The organism is Microvirga terrae (assembly GCF_013307435.2).
Taxonomy (GTDB): Bacteria; Pseudomonadota; Alphaproteobacteria; order Rhizobiales; family Beijerinckiaceae; genus Microvirga; species Microvirga terrae.
Genome location: NZ_CP102845.1, coordinates 3,318,483 through 3,340,833, shown reverse-complemented (window position 1 = coordinate 3,340,833; position 22,351 = coordinate 3,318,483). Strand labels below are relative to the sequence as shown.

The window sequence follows — 22,351 nt, the reverse complement described above, 5'->3', positions numbered from 1 at the left end:
GTCACCCGCGCAGAGCGGCCTCGACGGCCGACAGGTCGAAGCCTTTCAGGCCGATCACCACCATGCGCCCGTCGCGCGCCTCGCCGGCCTTCCAGGGCCGGTCGAAGTGATGCGCGACGCGCGTGCCGACGCCCTGCACCACGAGGCGCATGGGCTTGCCGTCGACGGGCGCGAAGCCCTTGATCCGCAGCACGCCGGCGGCTTCCGCGGCGCGCTCGACGCGGGCGACGAGCGCCTCGGGCGAGTCCACGGGCGCAACCGGAATCGCGATGCTGTCGAAATCATCATGGTCGTGGTCGTCGGCGGTCTCGTGGTGCGAGGGGCGGGATTCGAGGTCCGCCTCCGCGGCCGCTCCGAGGCCGAGCAGGATCGTCGGATCGACCTTGCCGTGCGCGGTCTCGATCACCTTCACGGCGCGGGGCAGATGCTCCTCGATCTCGGCCAGGACCTTGCCCTTGTCCCCGGCGGCCATCTGGTCGGTCTTGTTGAGGATGATAAGGTCGGCGCAGAGAAGCTGATCCTCGAACACCTCCTCCAACGGGTTCTCGTGATCGACGGAGGAATCTGCCTGGCGCTGCGCCTCCAGCGCCTCCGGATCCTCCGCGAAGGCTCCCGAGGCCACGGCCGGCCCGTCGACCACGGCGATCACGCCGTCGACCGTCACGCGGGAGCGGATGTCCGGCCAATTGAAGGCGCGCACCAGCGGCTTTGGCAGGGCAAGGCCCGAGGTCTCGATCAGGATGTGCTCCGGCGGGTTTGGCCGGTTGAGCAGGGTGTTCAGGGCCGGGACGAAATCGTCCGCCACCGTGCAGCACAGGCAGCCGTTGGGCAGCTCGACGATGTCGTCCTGCGTGCAGCCTTCGATGCCGCAGCCTTCAATGAAGGAGCCGTCGAAGCCGAGATCGCCGAACTCGTTGACGAGAACCGCGAGGCGGCGCCCGCCCGCATTCTCAAGGAGGTGGCGCACCAGGGTGGTCTTCCCGGCCCCGAGGAACCCGGTGACGATGGTGCAGGGGATCTTGGTGAGATCGCTCATGAGTGAGCCTTTCGGCGGCCTCGGTCAGGCCGCGCTGTTGGTCTTGAACGGGGGAATGCGGGCGACGACGCCCTTGCGGAAGGCCTCGGGCCGCTCGCGCCAGGGCACGAGGCCTTCGGACGTGTCTGCATAGCGCCGCAGCCCGTCCAGGATCGTCTCGACCGAGGTCTCGGCGTTCAGGTCGCCGTAGATGTAGGTCCAGCGTCCGGGGGCGGAGACGGCGATCGTGCACGGTCGCTTGCACACGGACAGGCACTCGACCGCCTCCACGCGCACCTTGGGTGCGTCGGGCCGGGCGAGCGCCTCCGTGAGGGCCCGGTGCAGGACGGCACCGGGCCGGAGCGCCTTGTCGTCCGGGCCACCCGCCTCGCGGCAGGTGACGCAGACATGCAGGCAGATCTCCTCATGGGATGAGGTCATGACGTCAGGCGACGGTCGACAGGGCCAGGGCAAAGGTCGCGGCCCCGGCGAGGGCGACCGCCAGGCCGGCGAGGCGCAGCCGCAGGGAGGGAGCCTGGAGCGGAGCCTTGGCGAAGCGCCGGGCCGCGAAGGCGATCCCGGTCGTGAGCGCGGTCTGGACCACGACGAGGCCGGCCAGATAGGCGGCGAGCGGGGTGGATTCCGCCCCGACGATCGACTCGCCCAGGGCATAGCCATGCACGGCGCCGCCGATGGCGAAGAGGGCGGCGATCGCCGCATAGGGGAGCGTGGTGCGAACGGTGGCCGCGACCCCGATGACGACGACGCTCAGCGCCACGAGCAGCTCGGCATAAGGCAGGTTGGCGCTCGCCAGGTGCAGGCCGATCCCGGCCGCCATGGCGACGATCCAGAAGGCCGGCAGGGTGAGGCCGCGGGCGAAGCGGGACGAGACTAGGCCGACGCCCAGGAGGGCGGCGAGGTGATCGAGACCGATGACCGGATGGGCGAGGCCCGAGAGCAGGCCCTGGACGAAGGTGGACGGCATCTGGCCGTCCATGGCGTGGTGGGCCAGGGCAGGGGTCGCGGCCACGAGGCCGGCGAGCGTCAGGGTGGCGAATCGGGTCTGGGGCAGAAGGCGTGCAGTCATCGTTCTCTCCGTCGGGAGACTCAATTCAGGTCGAGTCTGTTGCGCTTCCACGGACGGAACCGAACGACGAGAGGTCATTCGACTACGGTCACCGTCGGCACACCCCGTCCGACAGACCCGATAGAAGCAAAGGCTGACGGCAGGTCTCCTGGCTCGCGGGTCGATGCTTTTCGCCGCCTTCCCGGGACGATGAGGCCCAGTGGCATGTGGAGCGAAGGCTCGCCGCTTACAGTTGCGGGGGCAGCCGCGGTGTCTCACCGCATTCCCTTTTCACCCCGTTGCCGGGGCACCGTCCGTAACACGCTTACCGTGGCGAGGGGCATCTTTCAAGCCTGAGCGTTGCAGATACCCGGCCTTGAATTCCCGGGCGGGTCTGTTCATGGTGCGGTCCATTCGGGCGAAGGCAGGATCGGGATGACCCAGGACGATGAGGCGCGCCACCGCGCCAAGATGATCAAGCGCAAGGAGGTCCAGGACCGGGAGGTCGCCTCGAAGACGGTCGAGAAGGGGCTCCTTATCGTCCATACGGGCCCTGGCAAAGGCAAGTCGACGGCGGCCTTCGGGCTCATGCTGCGGGCACTCGGGCGCGGCTTCCGGGTCGGCGTGGTGCAGTTCATCAAGGGCGCCTGGGAGACCGGCGAGCGCCTCGCCCTGGACCGGTTCTCCGACCAGGTCGAATGGCACACCATGGGCGAGGGCTTTACCTGGGAGACGCAGGACCGCTCCCGCGACGTGGCGGCGGCGGAGCGGGCCTGGCGGAAGGCGAAGGACCTGATGGCCCGCCCGGACGTCCGCCTCCTGGTGCTGGACGAGCTCAACATCGCACTGCGCTACGAGTACCTGGACCTGGCCGAGGTGGTCGAGACCCTGAAGCGACGCCGGCCCGACCTCCACGTGGTCGTCACCGGCCGCAACGCGAAGCCCGAACTCATCGAAGCGGCCGATCTCGTCACCGAGATGACCCTGGTGAAGCACCACTTCGCCGCCGGCGTGAAGGCACAGGAAGGCGTCGAGTTCTAGATGCGCGCTCTCATGGTGCAGGGCACCGGCTCCAACGTGGGCAAGTCGCTCCTGGTGGCGGGCCTGTGCCGGGTCTTCGCGCGCCGGGGCCTGACGGTCCGGCCGTTCAAGCCGCAGAACATGTCGAACAACGCCGCCGTCACGGCCGACGGGGGCGAGATCGGCCGCGCCCAGGCGCTGCAGGCGCGGGCCGCCGGCGTGGCGCCGAGCGTCCACATGAACCCCGTGCTGCTCAAACCCCAGAGCGAGACCGGTTCGCAGGTGGTGGTGCAGGGCCGGGTGGTCGGCACCGCCAGGGCGCGCGAATACCAGTCCTGGAAGCCTCGCCTCATGGAGGCGGTGCTCGACAGCTTCGGGCGCCTGTCGGGCGAGGCCGATCTCGTCCTGGTCGAGGGCGCGGGCTCGGCATCGGAGGTGAACCTGAGGGCGGGCGACATCGCCAATATGGGCTTCGCCCGCGCGGCCGGCGTGCCCGTGGTGCTCGTGGGCGACATCGACCGGGGCGGCGTGATCGCGAGCCTCGTGGGCACGAAGGCGGTGCTCGACGAGGCCGATGCCGCGATGATCCGGGGCTTCGTCGTCAACCGCTTCCGGGGCGATCCAGCCCTGTTCGAGAGCGGGATGCGCTTCGTGGCGGAGCGCACCGCCTGGCCGGCGCTCGGCCTCGTGCCGCATTTTCCCGATGCCGCGCGCCTTCCGGCCGAGGACGGCCTCGGTCTGCGGCGCGAGGGGCGCAAGGGCGCGGTGGTGATCGCCGTTCCGGTGACGCCGTGGATCTCCAACTTCGACGATCTCGATCCCCTGCGCGAGGAGCCTGGGGTCGAGGTGGTGCTGGTCGAGCCCGGCCGGCCGCTTCCGGCCGAGGCCGCGCTCGTCCTTTTGCCCGGCTCGAAGACCACCATCGACGATCTGCTCTTCATCCGTGCGCAGGGCTGGGACATCGACCTGAAGGCCCATCTGCGCCGGGGCGGGCGGGTGCTGGGCCTGTGCGGCGGCTACCAGATGCTAGGCCGGCGCATCGAGGATCCCTTCGGCATCGAAGGCGAGGCGGGCCGCGCCGTCGAGGGCCTGGGCCTGCTCGACGTGGCGACCACGCTCACGGCGACGAAGCGGCTGGAGGAGGTCGCCGGGACCACGCTGGCCGACGACACGCCGCTCTCCGGCTACGAAATGCATATCGGCGAGACGTCCGGGCCGGATGCGGAGTCGCGCGCCTTCGCCCGGCTGGCGGACGGGCAGACGGACGGGGCCGTCTCGGCCGATGGCCGCGTGACCGGCACCTATGTCCACGGCCTCTTCGCGGACGGCCGCCAGCGGGCGCGGTGGCTGCGGCTGATCGGCGCGCAGACGAGCGATCTCGCCTACGAGGCCCTCGTCGACGACATCCTCGACCGCTTCGCCGACCACCTCGAGGGGCATCTCGACTGCGACCGGCTCCTCGCCCTCAGCGCGCGATGAGCCAGGCCACGAGGGCCGATCCCGTGGCGAGACCGAACAGGAGAGCGCAAGCGGTCCGGTAGAGGGCAAGCGCCCGCTCGATGTCGTGTGCGCGCGCTTCGGCGCGGCCGTCGCCCATCCAGCGATCCTCGACCAGCACGTTGCCATAGACCCGGGGGCCAGCAAGGCGCAGGCCCAGGGCCCCGGCCATGGCGGCCTCGGGCCAGCCGGCATTGGGTGAGCGGTGCTGCCTGGCGTCGCGCCGGACGGCCCGCCAGGCATTCCGGGCCGATGCGCCACGATGGAGAGCGGCCGCCACGATGACGAGCAGGGCGGTCAGGCGCGAGGCGGGCAGGTTCACGAGATCGTCGAACCGGGCGGCCGCCCAGCCGAAAGCCTCGTGCCGGGGCGTGCGGTGGCCGATCATGCTGTCGGCGGTGTTCGTGGCCTTGTAGAGGGCAGCCCCGGGGAGGCCGCCGAGGCCAAGCCAGAAGGCCGGCGCCACGATCCCGTCGGAGAAATTCTCGGCCAGGCTTTCGATGGCCGCGCGGGCGACCCCCGCCTCGTCCAGGCTCTGCGGATTGCGTCCGACGATCATCGAGACCGCCCGGCGGCCGCCGTCGAGGCCGCTCTCCCGAAGACCCTGAGACACCGCCGCCACATGCTCGTGCAGGCTGCGCTGGGCGATCAGCGTGCCGGCAAGAACGGCCAGGATCGCGAGGCCCGCGGGGCCGACCGGCAGGAGCGCCCCTTGGAGCATCCACGCGACCGATCCCGTGATGCCTAGAAGCAGCAGCAGGGCGAGAACGCCCGCGGCGCGGCGCCGGCCGAAAGACCAGCGCTCCCGGTTCAGCCCCCGGTCGAGCTCCTTGATCAGCCGTCCGATCCAGGTGACGGGATGCCCGATCCACGTGTAAAGGCGGGAGGGATAGCCGAACGCCGCCTCGGCCGCGAGGGCGAGGCTCAGGGTGATCAGGCTGCAGGAGAGGATCATGGGTCGATCGGTGGGTGAAGCGGATGAGTGACGCGGGGATCTGGCACGGCGGCGATCTGGACGTGGCCCGGCGGCTCTTTCCGGATGCGCCCGATCCATGGATCGACCTGTCGACGGGGATCAACCCCATAGCCTATCCGATGCCGCCCTTGCCAGCCTGTCTGTTCGAGCGGCTGCCTGCGCCAGCCGACCACGAGGATCTCGAGGCCGCCGCCGCCGAAGCCTATGGCGCGGCCGATGCCGCCGTGGTGGTGGCCGCGCCTGGAACGCAGGTTCTCATCAGCCTGCTGCCGGCCCTGCGCCCCCGGTCGCGGGTCGTAATCCTCGGGCCAACCTATGCCGAGCATGCCCGAGCCTGGCGCGGGACGGGACACGACGTCGTGGAGGTCGGCTCGCTCGACGCTGCGGGAGAGGCGGATGTTCTCGTCGTGGTGAACCCCAACAACCCCGACGGCCGCATCGTCGGGCGCCAAGTCTTGCTCGACCAAGCGGAGCGCCTGTGGGCACGCGGCGGCTGGCTCGTGGTCGACGAGGCCTTCGCGGATTTCGCCGCCGGCGAGACGCTCGTTCCGGTGCTCCCGGAGAACGCCGTCGTTCTGCGCTCCTTCGGCAAGACCTACGGGCTCGCCGGCGTGAGGCTCGGCTTCGCGGTCGCGGCCCGTGATGCGGCCGGGATGTTGCGACGGGTGCTGGGGCCCTGGGCCGTCTCGGGTCCGGCTCTGGAGGTCGGACGCCGGGCGCTGCGGGATCGTCCATGGCGGCTGGCGGCCCAGGAGGCACGGGGCCAGGATGCCCGCCGCCTCGATGATTTGCTTGAACCCTGCTCCGACCAGCCGACCGCCGGAACGATCCTCTACCGCCTCATGGGCAGCAGCCGTGCCCCGGACCTGTTCGCCCATCTCGGGCGGCACGGCATCTGGGTGCGACGCTTCCAGTTCGACCCGCGTCTTCTCCGCTTTGGCCTGCCAGGCTCCGACGAGGCTTGGCGGCGTCTCGAAGTCGCTTTGACCAGCTTCAGATGAGGATCCCAGTTGATCCCGTGACAAAGAAAAAGCCGCGTCCGATCTTTCGATCGAAACCGCGGCTCGAGCCCGTGCTTAGCCCCCCAGGCACGGTAGTGTTGAAATATATCTTTGGTGACTGTTGTTGTGAATTGCCCCGCATCAATGGGTTCATTCTATAGCCTGCAGTGAGGCCAAAAAGAAATAGTGGAAAATACGTAATGCCAATGGTCAAGCTTACTTGCATGACCGATATTGCCAAGTTTTCGGATGCAAGTTCTGCCCCCCTGTCGAGTTGACTCAAGGAATGTTATTGTTCCTGCAGGCTTGGCTTTGGCTCTGACCGTGATGCCCAGGTTTCGGCCGGTGTCCCCGGTCGGGGTGGTCGAGACTGCATAAGTCTGATCACGATCGGCAGGAGCTGCGGTTCGATGTCGTGCGGTCATTTCGAAAAGAAGATGCTGAGGGCTTGGAACACGCCTGGACTGGCCTCGGTCGGGGCGTTTCTCGGGATCGGCCTCGCGACGGTGCATCACCTCCATCACGTGATCCTCGACAACCTTCCGGAGCAGAGCGCCGTCGTTCACATCTTCGGGGAGCTCTTCGCGGCAATGATCGTCGGCGCCATGGTGCTGGCTGCAATATCCGAGGTCCGAAACCGCCTCGTGAGGCCGGAGGGCTGACAGGCGAGGTTAAGGGTCGATGTCGAGGCGCAGCCGGATTTTCTCGACCGGCAGTTCCAGAATTTCGGCCAGCTGTTGACGAGCGTCGTCGAGAACACGCTCGGTCAACGCGATCAGGCCTTTCGGGACGCCCGCCAGGGCGGGTTGAAGCTCAGGTGTCTGGATATCGTCCGGCACGTCGTCCGAGTTGGCCGGCAGCCCCTGAAGCTCCTCCTGGAACATGACCCCGTGGGTCTTGCCGTTTGACCACATGAGCTGAACCGGCATGGTCTGTTCGAGGGCAGGAACCCGGAGTTCGAACTGCTGCGGCAGTTCGATCGCAGCCGGAAGCCAGATCCGGGCTCCGGTCGAGGAGATGTCCCGCAACGTGCATTGAAGGTGAGGCGCATCCCGGCCAAGGACGATCCGGCCCTCCAGGATCGAGGGGAGACGCTCGCTCTGGCGACGATCTCGCATGAATGAACCTTTCGACGCGCTTCTGCCGAAAACTACCACCGATCATCTGGCGCAGAACAGAAATCCCGCGGATAGGCTTAAGATCGTGCAAGCAAGGGTGAGCAGGTCAGTGACTTGCGGCAACGAGCCGCAAGAGCGCGCCAGGATCTACCGCTTCAGGCGCTTCACGTTGGCCCGGACCTTCCGGCGGTACCCCTTCACGACCTTGTGGGGCGAGCCCCCCGCCGCGAGCGTCGCCGCCGCTTCCGCGAACGCAGTGACTTTTTCGGTCACCATCAGGAGGTTTTCCGCGTGGGAGCCTTGGCCCATGGCGGCACGGGACACACGGGTCCAGATCACCATCTGAGCCTCGAAGGCCAGCATCGTGGTGTCCGTGGCAAGTTTCATCCAGGGTAAGAGCATCGGAGGTCCTGAAGGGTGGCAGACTATTGGCAACTGTGCGGCTCGCCTTCGGTTCGCCTGCCGTGACAAAGAAAGACTATGCCATCGAAGTGGTGCCGGGTGGCTTCATAAATGATTAGGCCTGTCCGGAATAGTGAGCGGGGATTCAGGGGGAATTTCAACGCTGGAAATTGTCAATTAACATAGGTGAATGTCATGGTGGATCAGCCCCGTGGCCTTCAGCGTTTTCGAGGGGATGCGTAATGCCCCGCTATTACATTGATGTCAGGAGCCATTTCGGCATCGATGAGGATCCGAGTGGCGTCGAGTTGCCGGACATTGCGGCCGCCAGGAACGAGGCCGCAAGAGTGGCCGAAAGGCTTCTGAAGAGCTGGGCCGGCATGTCGCCGAATTACAGCAGCGAGATCATGATCGAGATCGTCGGGGAGGATCTCCGCCCCGTTCTGATCATCCCCTGCATCGACGCGACGTCGACGTCCGACGAGTGAACCTCGGCTCTCATCGCGAATCCGGCCTGAGCTGACGCAGGGCCTCGTCGTGCGTGTCGAAGATCCTGAACACCCGGTCCATGGCGGTCAGCCGGAACAGTTTCTGAACCTGGCTGCTCGGTGCCACGATGCCAATGTCGCCGTCGGCCTTCCGGGCCGCCTTCAGGGCGGCGACCAGGGCGCCCAGACCGGTACTGTCCATGAACGAGACATGGGCGAGATGGAGGGCGAGCCTGACGTTGCCGCCTGCGATCGCCGACGAGATCTGCTGCTTGAAGTTTGGCGCCGCGGCGGCGTCCAGGCGGCCTTCGATGTTGACCAAGGCTGTTCCCGAGTCCTGAGCAGCCAGCTCGATGTTCATGCAGTTCCCCTTTAGGATTAATCCAAGCGGCGTAGGCTAACGCACGAGCTCAGAATTCGATCCTAACGGGAATTAACGGTCGGGCGGTCGTGCAGGCTCAGGGGCTGCTGGCCCAGCTCGCCAGCGCGCTCGCCGGGTTCTGACCCAGGGGCGTCGCAACGTTGACCGGAGCGGGAGGCGTCGCCCGGGTCATGCAGAGCTGCATGTGAGCCTTGCGGGCATCTTTGATCTCGGCCCTGTAATCGGGCAGCGACAGGTTCCGCGTCCGGAAGATCAGCCGCGTTTCCTTGTAGCAGGCGGCCCACCTGGCTTTTCCCTCAGGGGACGGCGCCCAGCGCCGTTCCTGCGCGGAGACGCTGCCCGAGGCAAGGATGGTGCAGGCCAGTATGGCAAAAGCGAAATAGCGCATCGGCGAGGCTCACGGGGTGAGGATCGGCTCATACGAAGAGTATAGCCGACTGCGCTCGCATGTGTCTCACGAGACGGACGGGGCAAAGGTGGTCACACCTTTGCTCCATGGCTTTCGGGAGGAAGGCACTACGGGGCGTCCAGCTGCCACTCGCATTGAAAGAGAGATCTCTCTCGGCAGAGAGACCATGGGCCTTGCGGCCATTGCCCGGGCCTGGGACGAGCGTCCTTGAGGCCCGCGCGGCGGATGAACCCGGCCCGGGACCACAACCCGCTAGGGAAGCTGAGAACAGAGGAGGAGGGCCGTCACGGCTGCCGTCACGGCCGCAGCGATCAGGCCCTTGTCGATCAGATGGGCCGGCAGGGCAGTGCGGGGGAGCGTTCGCTTAACCACATCAAGGCTCGGTTGCTGGGACGTCACAGGCTGTCTTACCTGTGGCGGGCGCCCGGCATGTCAACACCATTGGCTTCCTCCGATTCCCACACGGGCAGGAGTTGAGAAAACTTGCTCCGGATGATCTCGTAGCACTCGCAGGCCGTCTCTTCGAGGCCGCGGCGATCCACGATGGTGATGATGCCTCTACTCTGGTTGATGAGCCCGGCCTCGTGAAGGGTCCGCGTGACGGCGCTCACCGTCGAGCGCTGGACTCCCAGCATCTCCGCGAGAAATTCATGCGTCAGGGGCAGTTCGTCCGAGCCCCAGCGGTCGCGCGTGCTGAGGATCCAGCGGCAGCATCGCGCCTCGACGCCGTGGGTGGCGTTGCAGGCGACGCTCTGGAGCGTCTGCGCCAGCAGGGCTTCGGTGAAACGCAGGATGAGCTGCTGAACATTGGGACGAGTTTTGAAGGCGTCGTGCATCAGGTCCAATGCGATGCGCGATGCGATTCCGGGGATCTGGACGATATAGCGTCCGAACGAGTTGCGCGACACGAAGGCGCTGACGAAACCGAACAGGGATTCACATCCGAACGTGGCCATCTCGGCCGATTTGCCGTCGATCATGACGGTCACGAGAGAGACGACCGCACTATGGGGGAAGTAGGTATGCTGGATCGTCTGCCCGGCCTCGTAGACCACATGACCCCGTTCGAACTCGACCAGTTCGAAATGCGGCTCAAGGAACGCGAAGTCCTCTTCATCCAGAGCGGCCAGGAGCCGATTGGATCGATGGGGGCTGTTCATCCGAACCTGCGCCACGGCGAACGGTCCTGTTCTGAACAGGGATCATTCTATCACAACGGGTCGCCTGAGGATGTGCAAAATGCTGCATCGGACACGGATCGGAGGCCGGCGAACGGCACTCGCCGCCCGGATGGCTCCGTCATCGGCCGCGATGCACGAACGGCGCGGGCGATGCCGCCCGCACGGGGGCGACCCGGGTCATTCGATCACCACGTCGGCGCTGCTGAGCAGCGAGGGCGGCACGGTGATGCCGAGAGCGGCGGCCGCCTTCAGGTTCACGAACAGTTCCACTTTCGTGACGAGCTGAACAGGAAGATCGGCAGGCTTCTCCCCGTTGAGGATTCTCCCCGCATAGACGCCGGTGCGTCGGTGCGATTGCGTGAAATCTCCGCCATAGCTCATGAGCCCGCCCGCGTTCGGGAAGTCGCGTGACTGCGTGATGGCCGGCACGCGGTAGCGGGTCGCCAGCGCTGAGAGGCGCTGGCTGCGGAACGCGAAATAGGGATCGGACGTGAACACCAGGCCGCCGACCTTGAGCCCGGCAACCGATGAGAACAGGTTTTCGAATTCCCGTTCGTCACTGGTGCTCAGAACGAGAAGCCGCACGCTGAGAGCATCGGCCGCCGCATGGAGGTTCTTAAGCTGTGAATCGGCCGTCGGGCTGGTGGGATTGACCGCAACGGCGAACTCGGTCGCGTCGGGCAGCAGCTCATGCATAAATTCGAGCCGCTTGCGCGAGACTTCCACGCTCAGGCTCGACACCCCGGTGAGATTGCCTCCGGGTCGGGACAGGCTGTCCACGACTCCCAGCGCGACGGGGTCTCCACCCATCTCGAACACGATCGTGATCGTGCTTGTGGCCGCTTTCGCCGCCAGGGCCGCGGGAGCGCCGCCGGCCGCCACGATGACGGCGGGTTTGCGCGCCGCCAGCTCGGCGGCGAGAGCCGGCAGGAGTTTGTACTGCCCTTGCGCCCAACGATACTCGATGGCGACGTTGCGACTCTCGGAAAACCCGCTCTCGCCGAGGCCGTCGCGGAAGGCTTTGAGCCGGCTGGCGAAGGGTTCGGGCGATTCGGGGCCGAGATATCCGATCAGAGGAACCGTGAGAGGCTGAGCGCGCGCCGGAAGTGCCAGCGTTGCCGCACCGAGCGCGGAGATGAAGTCGCGGCGCCTCATCGGGTCTGCGTCCGCGCGGGCGCAACGTTTCGGACGTTCATGGGGGCACTGCGTTCAACACTCATCGCCTGCTGCCTCGACGTGTCTACGGGGCCCCACAACCCAGCGGCATGATAGACGCATTGTTTGCGTCCCGAAACCAGAGGGAATTTCGGCCTATCGTGTCGCGCGGTCAGAGCTGCGTGGCGGCATCCGGGCTGCCTGCAACCGCTTCGGGACACGCGGGCGGCTCTGCGAAAGGCACCCCGTAGACGGGCATCCTCTCGTCGTAACCCTTGATCGAGCGCAGCCCTAGCGACGCGATGGCGCGCTTGTGCATCACGGCCTCGGCAACAGTGACATCCGCGAGGATCTCCCCGTCAGCCGCCGATGCGCACAGGCGCGCGGCGAGGTTCACGACACTGCCGATGGCCGTGTAGTCGAACCGGCTTTCGTACCCGATCCGCCCGACGGTCGCGGGCCCCATGGCCAACCCGATTCCGAACCCGATCCGGTGTCCGCGCCGGCTCCAGCCGACGATGAGGTCCTGGACGCTTCGCTGCATGTCCGCCGCCATGTCCACGGCCCTGAGGGCAGGGTCGTCGATCGCGACGGGAGCGTTCAGAAGCAGCATCAGGCCGTCCCCCGAAAAGCTCGTGAGCGTCGCGGCGTTCCTCGTGATGATGTGACCGAGAGCATCGTAATATTCGGACAGCACGTTCATCACCTCGTCGGGCGTCGCCTTCGCTGAGAACGCCGTGAACCCGCGCAGATCGCAGAACACCACCACCACCTCGGTGCGCCGCCCCTCGAGCACGCTGTCGTCGCCCTTGCGGTCGACGAGCTCGGCGACCTGAGGCGCCAGGAACCGCTTCAGTTTGGCGATCCGCTCCTGCCGCTCCTGGGAGACGGCGAGCTCCGCCGCCATAACGTTGAAGCTGTCCGCCAGGCGCTGGAGCTCGTCGCCCGTCCCGATATGGATGCGATGCTCGAAATGTCCGGCGCCGATCCGTTCGGTGCCCTCCTCGAGCCGCCGGATCGGATCGGTCATCCGGCTGGCCAGAACATAGGCCAGCAGGCCCGCGAAGGCGGCGCCTGCCAGCAGGAGGCCGCCGGTCCGCCACAGGGCGGCATAGATGGGTCCGAACGCCTCGGACAGCGGCTGCTCGACGACGATCGTCCAGTCGGGCCCGGGCACGGGAGCGGCTGCGGCGGCGATCGCCTTTCCCTGATCGTCCGTGCCTGTGACGACGTCCGTGCCGGCCTGCCTGATCAACTCCCTGAGCGCCCGGAACGGCGCCAGGGTGGTCTCGTCCGCTCCGCGCAGCACCAGACTGATGTCCGGATGGGCGATGAGCCGGCCGGGCCCATCGAGCAGGAACGCGGAGCCCGTCTCGCCGATCTTGATGGCCGAGATCACATCCCAGATCAGCTTCAGGTTCACCTCGGCGACGACCACTCCCACGGAGGGGCGGTTGCCGGACAGCGCGATCGTCAGGTACGGCTCGGAGTCGCGGTAGTAGCGGACCTCTCCGTACCACAGGGGGGCGGAACGGGCTCCGGCGACGGCCTCGTTCTCCGAGCGGTTCGCGCGGCTCTCTGTCCGGTTCAATCCGATGCGCGAAACATACAGCCGCTCGCGCCCGGCGCCGTCGACCAGGGTGAGGCTGACGATGGCCGGCACCTGCCGCATCAGGCGCAGAGCATCGATCCGCCGGCGCTCGTCGGGCTCCTCCGTCCAGGAAAGCTGGACGAGGCCGCCGAGCTGATTGGTGATGCCCTCGAGGAAACCTTGGATCTTGACGGCTGCCGATCGCGCCTCGACCTCCAGCAACTGGTCGAGCGTCGTCCGTTGGTCGCGATAGCTGAACCAGGCTTCGCTGACGCCATTGGTCGCCAGGGGGATGACCACGGCGAGATACAGCACGAGGAAGTATTTCTGGAACAGCCCGCTGAACCTGAGGCGATGCCTGGTCATGACCGGCTGCGCCTCAGCCGGTCCCACAGGAGACGGGCAGGCAAGGCGAGGGCAGGGTGCGTGCGGTGCGTCGACACGGAAGGCAAGGCGGTCATCGAGAGCCCTCGACCCGTCATGGTCGCATGCCCTGGATTATGAAGCCGGGTCGGCCATCCCGCCAGTGCTTTGTTCTCCCGGTCCGGATGGGGCCGTCGCGACGGCGGATCGCCACTGTTGCAGGAGCGCTACACAAAAAAGAGAAAGGCAGCGTAGCTGCCCATTTGTGCTTGCTGCTTTTTGATGCACAAAGTACTTTATTGCAATGCAGCACGGTGATTGGCGTTACCGTCCTGCGCGCCCTTCTTGGGCGTTTCCTCCCTAAACTTCGGGCCGCATTCTTGCGGCCCTTTTTCTTGATGGGGGAGGTTATTCACGCTCCCCGCTTCCGGCAAGCCGAATTCTGCGGCTTCTACGTACGTCAAAAGTATAGGCTCGCGCGGAACGTCCGGAAACGGCTCCCGCCGCGCGGTCGCGATCCATCCCGGAGAGCATCGTGGTCGAGTTTTCTCCTGACGTTGCGAGAGTTTTCGACGGGGGCATTGGACAGCTCCAAAAGTGCATTCCACTTTCGGGGCCGATGCTCTAGGGATGGCCTGTAACTGGGGTTGGGGGGTTATGATGGACGGGAGCGATCAACTCGGCTCTGCCGTGACGCTCGGCATCGTTTTGGCTGTCGGCGTAGTGCTGGTCCTGCTGCTCATATGGCTTGTTCGAGCCGTCTGGCGCTGGATGATGGGAGACACGCGGTCAGCCAAAAAGGCTCAGAAGCAGGAGCCCGTAGCCGATCCGGTCAAACCGATCGGCTCGGCCGGAGTCACCGCGTCGGACCTGTTCGTCGTCCGGTCGAACCTCAATGCCATCGCCAGGCAGGTCGAGGATCTGGAGCGCAGGCTTCGTCTCGAAGGGGGGGCGCGCACGAAGGAGATGGCCGCCACTCGCGATTGATCCGGCGGACCTGTCCGATGATGGCAGCCTCGCCGGCTTCAGACAACGAACAGATCCTGATGGGTTAGAACCGTTCCCGGCTTCAGCCGTGCGAATTCGACCGGCGCCTTGGACCCGAATGCGTCGGCATCGTACGACAGGACGCCTGAGGTCCTGTCGTACAGAACGTAGTCGTTCCTGTCTTTCGCCTGGGAGCCGAGGGTGAAAAAGGCTTCCTTCAGTGGAACGGGCTGCGAGAGCGTGCCGTTGCCGAGCTTGCTGAAGATTTTGTTGTCGAGCCAGATCCTGTCCTGACCGGGCTTGAAGTCCGTGATCGTGTCGACATTGACCCCGCGACCCGTTGCGGCTGTCCCGGGTTTCGAGTCGAACACGAACACGTCCTTTCCGGCGCCGCCGGAGAGAACGTCGTTGCCCAATCCGCCGGACAGGGTGTCGTGGCCGGCTTTTCCGTGCAGCGTGTCGTTCCCCGAACCGCCCTTGATCGTCACCGCGGCGGTTTTCTGCAGGTTCGCCTTCGCGGAGACCTTGTGCGAGACCGACAGGGCGTAGAACGAGGTCTGTCCGTATCCGGTCCCTTGCGTTTCGTTCACGCCCAGATAGGCGCCGGCCTTGAAGTAGAACGTGTCCGACTGCCACACGCTGTTGATCTTGCTGACCGACTTGTAGGTCTGGCCGTCGGCCTTGACGGTCACGACGAGCTGATCGGCCTTCGCGCTGATCGTATAGGAAAAGCGTTCGTTCAGCGACACCTGCGGCTGCTTGCCCGCGGCATTGTAGAAGTAGAATTTGGTTTCGCTGTTGTTAGGGCCTGCCTGATCATTGACGAAATAGAGCCGGCCGTTCTCCCAGTTGAGACGCACCAGTTCTTCGTCCTGGCCGTGGATCTGTCCCACGACGATCCGTCCGGGCGTCCCGTTGAACTTGATCGGGGCGTGATCGATCTTCAGCGTTGCGGTCATGACGCCGCCTTTCGAAAGGCTCCATGCGGCGCGCTCCGACCCGTTCATCTCGCGCAGTTCGGATCGGGCGAACTTGGAGCCTTTCGTGGTGGCGCCCTCGACGGGCGCCATGAACGTCATCGCTCCGTCGGCAGCGGTGTGGAAATAGGTCGGATGCTCGTAAGCCGAGAGGGCCTTCACCTCCCGCGATGTGCCCTTGAAACTGCCGGCGCTGTCGACAGGCAGGCCGATCTTCCAGTCGGACAGGTCGAAATTGCTGCCTGGCGCAGCTGATGGGTTGAGAGCCATGGAGAGGATACCGATACCGAAAGCCCGCAGCTTACGGCATCAGGATGTCTCCAGCCTGTCCTTCCGTCCGAGATGGTTACCGGGACGCGGGAACGACCCTGATACTCATCCGGTCCCGTTGATGGGCCGAGGGGTGGATCGCCGCGACCCGACAGTCCGGGCGGCGCGATGCCTCGGCCCGTCGATGGCTATGGGTTGCGCGCCCAACTGGACAGAGCCGTCTCCGGGTTCCGATCGGTCGGTACGGCCAGCTGCACGGGAGCCGGGGGAGTCGCCCGGGTCATGCACTCCCTCATGTGGGACCGGCGCGCCGCCTTGATCGACTGCCGATAATCGGCGAGCGAGAAATTGTAGGTCTTGTAGTTGAGCCTCGTTTCCCGATAGCAAGCATCCCATCGCGCCTTGCCTTGTGGGCTGGAGGCCCAGTTTCCCGGCTCGGATGAGGCATCGAGAGACACGAGGGCGGTGACTGTGAACACTGCAAGCGACAACAAACGCATTCCGAACTCACGCAGTTGAACAACGATGACTTGGTGAGCAAACGGCCCACAGCCCCGTGCGTTCAGGCGACGCAAGAGAAAAAAGGGATAGGTACTACCCCGTCGGAGGCACTGCCTCGACGCCGCCCCGCAGGTGCCGCCTCTTGCAAGAGCGCCCAACAGCGGATCCGTCGGGCCGGTCGCTAACTCACCGCCCGGTCGCGTCCCGTCTGCTTGGCCCGGTAAAGCGCTGCATCGGCCCGCGTCACGAGGGTTTCGGCGCTGTCGGGACTGTCCGATCCTGCCGACGCGACTCCGATGCTGGCGGTCACGAGACCGTTGATCCCGCCCGGGTGCGGGAGTGCGGCCGAGGCGAGCGTTTCCCGGACCAGCCGCGCCACCTGCAGGGCCCCGGCCTCGTCCGTGTCGGGCAGGATCAGCGCGAATTCCTCACCGCCGTAACGGGCCGCCAGGTCGTCCGGCCGCCGGGCCGCCTCCGCCAGGAGGCTGGCGAAGCGCCGGAGCGTCTCGTCTCCAGCCTGATGTCCCCGGCGGTCATTCAGCAGCTTGAAATGGTCGAGATCGAGCATCAGCAGCGACACCGGGCGTCCGGTCCGCTGACGCCGCCGCCAGGCGCGATCGAGGGCAGCATCGAAGGCGCGGCGGTTGGCCAGCCCCGTCAGGCCATCCGTTTCCGCCAGCCGCTCCAGCTCCTGGTTGCGCCGCCAAAGCTCGAGCTCGTCCATGGCGATGGAGCCGAGATCTCCCAGGGGCGCCAGGTCGAAGGCCTCCGCCGCCTCGGGTTCGCGCTTGAGGATGCAGAGCGATGCGACGGCGGCGCCCTCCTCGGTCGTGAGAGGAACCCCGGCGTAGAACCGGAAGGGGAGCTGCGGAACGACCGGATGGCCGGCAACGCGCGGATCCGTCGCAAGGTCGCCGATCACCAAGGGTTCGCCGGAGGCGATCACGAGCTGGCAGATGGATCGGTCTCGCTCGATCCAGGGCGCGACGCCATCCCCGCGGATGGATTTCATCCACTGGTACCGGTCGTCCATGAATCCGAGGAATGCAACATCGGCTCCATAGAACTGGGCCGCCAGCCGCGTGATCCGGTCGAACCGATCCTCGCGCGGCGTGTCGAGGATTCCGCAGGAATAGAGAAAGTCGAGCCGCTCTGCTTCATTGGAGGGCCGGGGAGGCACGGCAAACACGTTGGAGTTCCAGTCCGGCAACGAGGGGAGAAACCGAGAGAGGCTTTCATATCGCAGCTACCGCAAAGGTTCCACCTCTCACGCGCGCCGTTCTTCCTGAGGCCGATGGGACGAAGATCCTGCGCAGATCCTGTCGGCGTTTGGGTGAATGGGCGATCGACGACGAGGAAAAGTAGCCGCGCCTGGTCCCTTTGCGTAGATTCAGGCGCGGCCCCGGCCCGTATTTGCCCCTACGGGAGCCTGTTAACTAAAAATTAACCTTGACCGGAATGCGGCTTCGCTTCGGACTTTGTGGGACGATTCTGTGAAGCCCTCCCTGTAACGAGCGGGGCCCGACAAGCCGCGCCGCGACGCAGGAGACAGGCGAACTTCCGGATTTTTGGGCAATCGGTCCCGAAAGGGTTGACGCAATTCGAGAAGAGGCCGGGCTGCCGCTCCGGCGTGCGATGTCGCAGGTGCCTGCGTTTCGGCGCCCCGGCGTCGGGCCAGACGGCAGAATTCTGCCGTGACGCCGTTCCTGAGGCAGGAGCGCCTATCGAGGAGGCGCTCCTGATGAGAGGGATCGTTTCAGCCGCCGGCCGGACATCGCCCCGACCGGAGGTGACCGCTGAGCGACAGCGTTCGCCCGTTCAGAGCAGGAACCATTTCGCAGTCGCACCCAACTGCTCGATGTGGATCACAGCTTCCGCATCCGCGTCCGCATCGGTATTCAGCGCGATGTACGTGTCGCCGCCACTGACGCTGAATCGAAGTTGCCCCGCCTCCGTGAAAGCGTCCGTGCCGATGAAGGTGAAAGCTTGGTTCCCGGATTGTCCCTCATCGGCATCGATGCTTCGCAGGTCGAGGCGATCGCCTCCGCCGTACGAAAAGTCTCCGATGTAGTCGGCATCGGCCCCAGTGGTGCCCGTGTCGGTCAGGTTGCGGAGAACGAACCTGTCAGCTCCAAGGCCACCCCAGAGGGCGTCGGTGCCGGATCCACCATTGAGCACATCATCGCCGCGATCGCCGAAGAGCACATCGGATCCGGCGTTGCCCGAGAGGGCGTCGTTGCCACGATCGCCGTCGACGAGATCCTCGCCGTCGCCTCCGCTGACGGTATCGTTGTCGTCACCCCCGGCGACGAAGTCATCGCCGGCTTGTCCGTAGACCAGGTCCCGTCCACTCTCGCCGACCAAGAAGTCGTTGCCGTCTTCGCCGAAGAGTTGGTCATTGCCCGGATTGCCGGCCGCATAATCGTCTCCCAAGCCGCCGAAGATCGTGTCGTTGCCGAACTCACCAATCAATTGATCGGCGCCGTCATCGCCGAAGATCCGGTCTCTGCCGTCGCCGCCTGCGATGAAATCGATCCCGCTTCCGCCGCTGAGAAAGTCATTTCCGTCCTGTCCATCGATGCGGTCGAAGCCATCGCCTCCGAAGATGTTGTCCCGACCCAGCAGGCCAAGGAGAATGTCATCGCCTGCCAATCCATTGATTGTGTCAGAGTTGCTGGTGCCGCCAATTCTGTCGTTTCCTGCCGTTCCGTCGAAAATGGGCATCGGTCATGGTCCTGCTGTGAAGGTTATATGGAAACGCATAACGAACAAGAAAACGATGGATAAGGGCAAGCCTGTCCAAGGCCAAGGTTATGTCATCCCGTGGTTGGCTATTCTAAGAACAGGCTCATTCTTATCGCTTCCATCAGCTATGAATTATTCGCGTAATCCTTTGTTCCTAGACAAAAAGTATTATCGCAGTGCAAAAATCATCAAACTGTTGCTTAGCAGTAGCGTCTGCATTGCTCATCAGGGCAACTAGGCCGTACGCATATTGTCAGCCGCCCGCGACTTGGCTGCGCACGGGCTTTTCATTCTGGGGCGAACGAGATCGGCTGCATCAGCGCCCGTACGGAACAGGTCGGTGTGTATTCCGCCTGGGTGACGAGGTTGCAGGCGCCGTGACCTCTTTCGCCGTCGTGGCGGTCATGGTGACCGGCAACCCCGGCGCGCAGTCGCGCGCGGGCCATTCGTCGTGATGGAGATGCTTGGGGGGGCCGGCAGGGAAGCCTGCAAAGGGCCGGTAAAAGGAGAGCGCCCGTCTTCCAGGGCGCTCCAAGTTCCGACCCGTAGGGGCAAATCAAGGCCGGTTGCCTTGCTTTAGCCGCCTCTTGCTCCCGTGTCTGTCGGGTACGCGACAGTTCCGAACAAAAGCTGTCCGTTCACGGAATTTTTCATGTGTGGAGCGGGCCGAGACGGCAAAGGCGTCAGGGACGTGATTTCGATTTCGCCACGACGATCAAGGGTTCCGGCGTGAGCACGTACGTCACGAAGCCGAACGTGATCCCGATCAACGTTCCAAGGACGATGATGAGCCTGATCTCGCGCCAGCTGGTTCCGGCATTCTCGCTGTGCTTCGTGGACATGGACGCATCCCGCAAACCGACTCCGCGTCAGTACCACGCCGCAACGGTATTGCCTATCTCCCGAAAGGGGTAGCGATCGAGGACGCTCTCCTAAGGCGTCCCAGGAGGGCGCTCTCTCTTGTGCGGGGCCGGGGCGGCCGTGGAGGGCGGCTGGGCCGAAAGGAACTTCGCGAACTCACCGAACGCGAGCCCGATCACCAGCCCAAGGATGATGACGATGGGCAGATCGTACCAAGGGCGTCCAGTGATCAACGGAATCTCCATCGACTGGCGGATCGCACGGGCGACCAGCACGGACGTAGCGCCGGGCCGCGACTCTGGAACTCTGCCCGCGGCAAGTCAATGGAACGCCGCCGCAGAAGGCGGCGCGATCCTCCCGTGCAATGCCGCGGCCGCCTTTGCGACGGGTGCGAGCCCGTTCCTTCTACTGGTTCGCCGTCATGGTCGGTGAGGTCCGGCCACCGAGAGACGCCCAGGCCAAGCCCTCGTCGCCTTCGCGCTTGATGTAGGTGTAGCCGGTCTTGTGCCACGGCAGGACGGCATTGCGCTTGTTGTCGAGGATGAAGTCGCCGCGATTGGTGCGCACCATCATGACCGCGTGGCCGGCACCGTCTTCGTCGATCACGACTGTCATCCGCACGGCCCGGTGCGGGAAGCCGGCCTCGACGAGGCGTTTGCGCTTGAGGAGCTGGTAGTCCTCGCAATCGCCGTAGCCGTCCTCGGCGAAGTCCCAGATGTCCTCAATGCCCCAATGGTCGAAATCGGACTTGGCCTTGATGGCGGCGTTGACCTGCTGGTTGACCCGGTTGAGAACCTGCCAATTCTTCGCGGTCAGCTCGATGATGGCTGGCTCGGAGAGATCGACCGTGCATTCGGACGGATTCTGCTCGCAGAAGCGGACCCAGCCCATGATCGGCTTGGCGGCTCCTACTTTGGCGACAGGTTGTGTGATGGTCGGCAGGATGCTTCCGGTCTGCGTCTGCGCCTGGGCTGCTGCGGCCGGGACGGTCAGAGCGGCGCAGACAGCGGCGAACCGGATCGTGAGCCTGGAAAATGGCCGAATGCCCAGAAGCTCGAAGAGAGATCGCCGCATTGCCCCCACCGAAATGCCGTTAAGGATTTGTTCATCAAACCTGACACGGCGCGCCGGCAGCGCTCAAGGCTAAAGTTAAGCAAAGGTTAACGGGCCGCAACGGCGCCGCTGCGCGAGCGGCCGGTCGGAACGTTACCGCACATCCGCCGTTGTCGAGGCTCGACAGCGAATCAGGAGCGGACGGCGCCATGCCTCGCGAAGTCACCGATCCCGATGGCATCATGTGGACCTGCATCCAGGCCTTCTCAGGTCTCGGCAAGGATCCGGAGAAGCAGGAGGCTGCTCGGGTCGACGGGAAAGCCGACGCCTTTCAGGTGGTCTGCACCCCTTCGGGCGGCGCACAATCCGTCAGGCTCGAACTGTCCGGCGACTGGGAGCGGAGAGCCTCCGACGACGAGCTGCTGGACCTGATCCGGACCCGGTTGGATCAAGCCCGCTGACAGCGCGACGTCCTTGTCCTTCGACGGCGCCGACCCGGGGATCACGGGTGTGACCGGGCGTGCAGGTCTAGGAGAAGCGCCCCTGAACCAAAGCGTCAGGAAGGCCTGACCGGGGGGCAGCCACGGACCGGGGGGGCCTGGCGCGGACGTCGCTTGCTCTGGAGACCGAACGCTCGGCCGCGTCGCGGCTGAGGTTCTGGGCTGCAATCACCGCCTCGACGCGGTTTCGGACGTTGAGCTTGTGCATCAGCACGGTCATGTAATGCTTGACGGTTCGCTCGGTGATGCCCAGGCCGGAGGCGATCTCCCTGTTGGTTTTGCCGTCGAGAAGAAGCCGGACGATCTGGTGTTCGCGGGCATTCAGCGTGGGGGCTGGCACGGCAGTCCTGGCCACGGAGGCGCTCCGGAGCGCGGAGTTGACCGATGCCGCGAGTGTCGGGGACACATAGGCCTCGCCGTTGGCCACGATCCTGACCGCACGGGAAAGCTCCTCTAAAGAGCAGGATTTCGAGGCGTAACCTGTTGCCCCGGCGGCGAAAGCGTCGATGGCCCGTTGCACACTGAGTTCTGCCGTGAAGACGAGAGTCTTGATGCTCGGATGCTTCAATCTGATCTCGGCGATCGTGGCGGCAGTGCTTCCTTGCTTCGACAGATCCAGGATCATCACGGCGGGCCGATGGATTTGCGCGATGCTGAGCGCGTCGCGGGACGTGCAGCCGGTAGCCACGACGTCGAAAAGACCCTGTGATCCGAGCACATGCGTAAGACCTTCGATGATGATCGGATGATCATCGACCAAGGCGAGCGAAACGAATGACATCGAAAACCCCCC

The 22,351-nt window shown here is 65.3% G+C and carries 26 protein-coding genes and 1 riboswitch; of the genes, 7 read left to right on the top strand and 19 right to left on the bottom strand.

Translation table 11 applies throughout. The annotated features are described in order from the left end of the window. Position 1: 1 nt before the first annotated feature. Genes cobW through HPT29_RS15715 form a run of 3 tightly spaced genes read right to left on the bottom strand, consistent with a single transcriptional unit; the run spans position 2 to position 2,102 of the window. Positions 2-1,036: a cobalamin biosynthesis protein CobW gene (gene cobW / locus HPT29_RS15725; protein WP_173949156.1), complete on the bottom strand. Its 1,035-nt coding sequence runs from the start codon at positions 1,034-1,036 to the stop codon at positions 2-4. 24 nt (positions 1,037-1,060) lie between these two features. Then, the gene (locus tag HPT29_RS15720) at positions 1,061-1,456 is read right to left on the bottom strand and encodes a DUF1636 family protein (RefSeq protein ID WP_173949157.1); all 396 of its coding nucleotides are present in this window, start codon (positions 1,454-1,456) and stop codon (positions 1,061-1,063) included. Between the two features lie 4 nt (positions 1,457-1,460). Then, positions 1,461-2,102 (bottom strand): HupE/UreJ family protein, encoded by a 642-nt coding sequence (locus HPT29_RS15715; RefSeq protein ID WP_173949158.1) that lies wholly within the window; start codon positions 2,100-2,102, stop codon positions 1,461-1,463. Between the two features lie 121 nt (positions 2,103-2,223). Beyond that, a riboswitch (cobalamin riboswitch) is annotated at positions 2,224-2,411 on the bottom strand. A gap of 105 nt (positions 2,412-2,516) precedes the next feature. Here HPT29_RS15715 and cobO point away from each other — a divergent pair. Together cobO and HPT29_RS15705 are read left to right on the top strand one after the other, a co-directional pair. Further along, positions 2,517-3,122, top strand: a complete 606-nt coding sequence (gene cobO, locus HPT29_RS15710) for a cob(I)yrinic acid a,c-diamide adenosyltransferase (protein ID WP_173949159.1) — start codon at positions 2,517-2,519, stop codon at positions 3,120-3,122. Between the two features lie 12 nt (positions 3,123-3,134). Beyond that, a complete protein-coding gene (locus tag HPT29_RS15705) occupies positions 3,135-4,580 on the top strand; it encodes a cobyric acid synthase (RefSeq protein WP_173949208.1) in 1,446 nt (481 codons plus the stop codon). Here HPT29_RS15705 and cbiB read toward each other — a convergent pair. After that, positions 4,567-5,553 carry an adenosylcobinamide-phosphate synthase CbiB gene (gene cbiB, locus HPT29_RS15700; protein WP_173949160.1) on the bottom strand — a complete coding sequence of 329 codons (987 nt, stop codon included), beginning with the start codon at positions 5,551-5,553 and terminating at the stop codon, positions 4,567-4,569. The genes HPT29_RS15705 and cbiB overlap by 14 nt on opposite strands. A 23-nt stretch (positions 5,554-5,576) precedes the next feature. Between cbiB and cobD the strand changes: the two genes are divergently transcribed. Both cobD and HPT29_RS15690 read left to right on the top strand, forming a co-directional pair. Further along, positions 5,577-6,575 (top strand): threonine-phosphate decarboxylase CobD, encoded by a 999-nt coding sequence (gene cobD / locus HPT29_RS15695; protein ID WP_173949161.1) that lies wholly within the window; start codon positions 5,577-5,579, stop codon positions 6,573-6,575. A 437-nt stretch (positions 6,576-7,012) separates the two neighbouring features. After that, positions 7,013-7,237, top strand: coding sequence for a hypothetical protein (locus tag HPT29_RS15690; protein ID WP_259060071.1), 225 nt, complete (start codon positions 7,013-7,015; stop codon positions 7,235-7,237). A gap of 9 nt (positions 7,238-7,246) precedes the next feature. Here HPT29_RS15690 and HPT29_RS15685 read toward each other — a convergent pair whose 3' ends face one another. Continuing rightward, positions 7,247-7,693, bottom strand: coding sequence for a PilZ domain-containing protein (locus HPT29_RS15685; RefSeq protein ID WP_173949163.1), 447 nt, complete (start codon positions 7,691-7,693; stop codon positions 7,247-7,249). Positions 7,694-7,840: 147 nt separating this feature from the next. After that, positions 7,841-8,095, bottom strand: coding sequence for a hypothetical protein (locus tag HPT29_RS15680; protein ID WP_173949164.1), 255 nt, complete (start codon positions 8,093-8,095; stop codon positions 7,841-7,843). Positions 8,096-8,337: 242 nt separating this feature from the next. Here HPT29_RS15680 and HPT29_RS15675 point away from each other — a divergent pair, with 242 nt between their 5' ends. Beyond that, positions 8,338-8,583: a DUF6894 family protein gene (locus tag HPT29_RS15675; protein ID WP_173949165.1), complete on the top strand. Its 246-nt coding sequence runs from the start codon at positions 8,338-8,340 to the stop codon at positions 8,581-8,583. A gap of 10 nt (positions 8,584-8,593) precedes the next feature. Here the strand turns inward: HPT29_RS15675 and HPT29_RS15670 are convergent, their stop codons facing one another. From HPT29_RS15670 to HPT29_RS15650, 5 genes are all read right to left on the bottom strand, one after another. Continuing rightward, on the bottom strand, positions 8,594-8,944 hold the full coding sequence (locus tag HPT29_RS15670) for an STAS domain-containing protein (protein WP_173949166.1): 351 nt from the start codon (positions 8,942-8,944) through the stop codon (positions 8,594-8,596). Positions 8,945-9,041: 97 nt separating this feature from the next. Beyond that, positions 9,042-9,353 carry a hypothetical protein gene (locus tag HPT29_RS15665; protein ID WP_173949167.1) on the bottom strand — a complete coding sequence of 104 codons (312 nt, stop codon included), beginning with the start codon at positions 9,351-9,353 and terminating at the stop codon, positions 9,042-9,044. 428 nt (positions 9,354-9,781) lie between these two features. Beyond that, positions 9,782-10,534, bottom strand: a complete 753-nt coding sequence (locus HPT29_RS15660; protein ID WP_173949168.1) for a Crp/Fnr family transcriptional regulator — start codon at positions 10,532-10,534, stop codon at positions 9,782-9,784. Positions 10,535-10,732: 198 nt separating this feature from the next. Continuing rightward, positions 10,733-11,710 carry an ABC transporter substrate-binding protein gene (locus HPT29_RS15655; RefSeq protein WP_173949169.1) on the bottom strand — a complete coding sequence of 326 codons (978 nt, stop codon included), beginning with the start codon at positions 11,708-11,710 and terminating at the stop codon, positions 10,733-10,735. Positions 11,711-11,882: 172 nt separating this feature from the next. Continuing rightward, the gene (locus tag HPT29_RS15650) at positions 11,883-13,667 is read right to left on the bottom strand and encodes a cache domain-containing protein (RefSeq protein WP_173949170.1); all 1,785 of its coding nucleotides are present in this window, start codon (positions 13,665-13,667) and stop codon (positions 11,883-11,885) included. 657 nt (positions 13,668-14,324) lie between these two features. Between HPT29_RS15650 and HPT29_RS15645 the strand changes: the two genes are divergently transcribed. Then, a complete protein-coding gene (locus tag HPT29_RS15645) occupies positions 14,325-14,651 on the top strand; it encodes a hypothetical protein (RefSeq protein ID WP_173949171.1) in 327 nt (108 codons plus the stop codon). Between the two features lie 38 nt (positions 14,652-14,689). Here HPT29_RS15645 and HPT29_RS15640 read toward each other — a convergent pair whose 3' ends face one another. The 7 genes from HPT29_RS15640 to HPT29_RS15610 form a co-directional block, all read right to left on the bottom strand. Then, a complete protein-coding gene (locus HPT29_RS15640) occupies positions 14,690-15,898 on the bottom strand; it encodes a polysaccharide lyase family 7 protein (protein WP_173949172.1) in 1,209 nt (402 codons plus the stop codon). Positions 15,899-16,086: 188 nt separating this feature from the next. Then, a complete protein-coding gene (locus tag HPT29_RS15635) occupies positions 16,087-16,398 on the bottom strand; it encodes a hypothetical protein (protein ID WP_173949173.1) in 312 nt (103 codons plus the stop codon). A 182-nt stretch (positions 16,399-16,580) separates the two neighbouring features. Then, positions 16,581-17,588, bottom strand: a complete 1,008-nt coding sequence (locus HPT29_RS15630) for a sensor domain-containing diguanylate cyclase (RefSeq protein WP_173949174.1) — start codon at positions 17,586-17,588, stop codon at positions 16,581-16,583. Positions 17,589-18,217: 629 nt separating this feature from the next. Beyond that, complete coding sequence (locus HPT29_RS15625; protein ID WP_173949175.1) at positions 18,218-19,123, bottom strand: calcium-binding protein; 906 nt, start codon at positions 19,121-19,123, stop codon at positions 18,218-18,220. A gap of 704 nt (positions 19,124-19,827) precedes the next feature. Next, positions 19,828-19,986 carry a hypothetical protein gene (locus HPT29_RS15620; protein WP_173949176.1) on the bottom strand — a complete coding sequence of 53 codons (159 nt, stop codon included), beginning with the start codon at positions 19,984-19,986 and terminating at the stop codon, positions 19,828-19,830. Between the two features lie 90 nt (positions 19,987-20,076). Further along, the gene (locus HPT29_RS15615) at positions 20,077-20,238 is read right to left on the bottom strand and encodes a hypothetical protein (RefSeq protein ID WP_173949177.1); all 162 of its coding nucleotides are present in this window, start codon (positions 20,236-20,238) and stop codon (positions 20,077-20,079) included. A 172-nt stretch (positions 20,239-20,410) separates the two neighbouring features. Next, positions 20,411-21,079 (bottom strand): transglutaminase-like cysteine peptidase, encoded by a 669-nt coding sequence (locus HPT29_RS15610; protein WP_173949178.1) that lies wholly within the window; start codon positions 21,077-21,079, stop codon positions 20,411-20,413. 188 nt (positions 21,080-21,267) lie between these two features. Between HPT29_RS15610 and HPT29_RS15605 the strand changes: the two genes are divergently transcribed. Beyond that, on the top strand, positions 21,268-21,519 hold the full coding sequence (locus HPT29_RS15605; protein WP_173949179.1) for a hypothetical protein: 252 nt from the start codon (positions 21,268-21,270) through the stop codon (positions 21,517-21,519). A 67-nt stretch (positions 21,520-21,586) separates the two neighbouring features. Here the strand turns inward: HPT29_RS15605 and HPT29_RS15600 are convergent, their stop codons facing one another. Next, entirely contained in the window at positions 21,587-22,339 is a 753-nt protein-coding gene (locus HPT29_RS15600; protein WP_173949180.1) for a LuxR C-terminal-related transcriptional regulator, read from the bottom strand. Positions 22,340-22,351: the final 12 nt, after the last annotated feature.

Coding starts and splice junctions, on each gene's coding strand:
- HPT29_RS15650 (WP_173949170.1), bottom strand. CDS start 13,667: ATGACCAGGCATCGCCTCAGGTTCAGCGGGCTGTTCCAGAAATACTTC.
- HPT29_RS15610 (WP_173949178.1), bottom strand. CDS start 21,079: ATGCGGCGATCTCTCTTCGAGCTTCTGGGCATTCGGCCATTTTCCAGG.
- HPT29_RS15685 (WP_173949163.1), bottom strand. CDS start 7,693: ATGCGAGATCGTCGCCAGAGCGAGCGTCTCCCCTCGATCCTGGAGGGC.
- HPT29_RS15635 (WP_173949173.1), bottom strand. CDS start 16,398: ATGCGTTTGTTGTCGCTTGCAGTGTTCACAGTCACCGCCCTCGTGTCT.
- cobW (WP_173949156.1), bottom strand. CDS start 1,036: ATGAGCGATCTCACCAAGATCCCCTGCACCATCGTCACCGGGTTCCTC.
- HPT29_RS15655 (WP_173949169.1), bottom strand. CDS start 11,710: ATGAGGCGCCGCGACTTCATCTCCGCGCTCGGTGCGGCAACGCTGGCA.
- cobD (WP_173949161.1), top strand. CDS start 5,577: ATGAGTGACGCGGGGATCTGGCACGGCGGCGATCTGGACGTGGCCCGG.
- HPT29_RS15715 (WP_173949158.1), bottom strand. CDS start 2,102: ATGACTGCACGCCTTCTGCCCCAGACCCGATTCGCCACCCTGACGCTC.
- HPT29_RS15605 (WP_173949179.1), top strand. CDS start 21,268: ATGCCTCGCGAAGTCACCGATCCCGATGGCATCATGTGGACCTGCATC.
- HPT29_RS15665 (WP_173949167.1), bottom strand. CDS start 9,353: ATGCGCTATTTCGCTTTTGCCATACTGGCCTGCACCATCCTTGCCTCG.
- HPT29_RS15600 (WP_173949180.1), bottom strand. CDS start 22,339: ATGTCATTCGTTTCGCTCGCCTTGGTCGATGATCATCCGATCATCATC.
- HPT29_RS15675 (WP_173949165.1), top strand. CDS start 8,338: ATGCCCCGCTATTACATTGATGTCAGGAGCCATTTCGGCATCGATGAG.
- HPT29_RS15720 (WP_173949157.1), bottom strand. CDS start 1,456: ATGACCTCATCCCATGAGGAGATCTGCCTGCATGTCTGCGTCACCTGC.
- HPT29_RS15670 (WP_173949166.1), bottom strand. CDS start 8,944: ATGAACATCGAGCTGGCTGCTCAGGACTCGGGAACAGCCTTGGTCAAC.
- HPT29_RS15640 (WP_173949172.1), bottom strand. CDS start 15,898: ATGGCTCTCAACCCATCAGCTGCGCCAGGCAGCAATTTCGACCTGTCC.
- HPT29_RS15680 (WP_173949164.1), bottom strand. CDS start 8,095: ATGCTCTTACCCTGGATGAAACTTGCCACGGACACCACGATGCTGGCC.
- cobO (WP_173949159.1), top strand. CDS start 2,517: ATGACCCAGGACGATGAGGCGCGCCACCGCGCCAAGATGATCAAGCGC.
- HPT29_RS15625 (WP_173949175.1), bottom strand. CDS start 19,123: ATGCCCATTTTCGACGGAACGGCAGGAAACGACAGAATTGGCGGCACC.
- HPT29_RS15705 (WP_173949208.1), top strand. CDS start 3,135: ATGGTGCAGGGCACCGGCTCCAACGTGGGCAAGTCGCTCCTGGTGGCG.
- HPT29_RS15645 (WP_173949171.1), top strand. CDS start 14,325: ATGGACGGGAGCGATCAACTCGGCTCTGCCGTGACGCTCGGCATCGTT.
- HPT29_RS15660 (WP_173949168.1), bottom strand. CDS start 10,534: ATGAACAGCCCCCATCGATCCAATCGGCTCCTGGCCGCTCTGGATGAA.
- HPT29_RS15690 (WP_259060071.1), top strand. CDS start 7,013: ATGCTGAGGGCTTGGAACACGCCTGGACTGGCCTCGGTCGGGGCGTTT.
- cbiB (WP_173949160.1), bottom strand. CDS start 5,553: ATGATCCTCTCCTGCAGCCTGATCACCCTGAGCCTCGCCCTCGCGGCC.
- HPT29_RS15620 (WP_173949176.1), bottom strand. CDS start 19,986: ATGTCCACGAAGCACAGCGAGAATGCCGGAACCAGCTGGCGCGAGATC.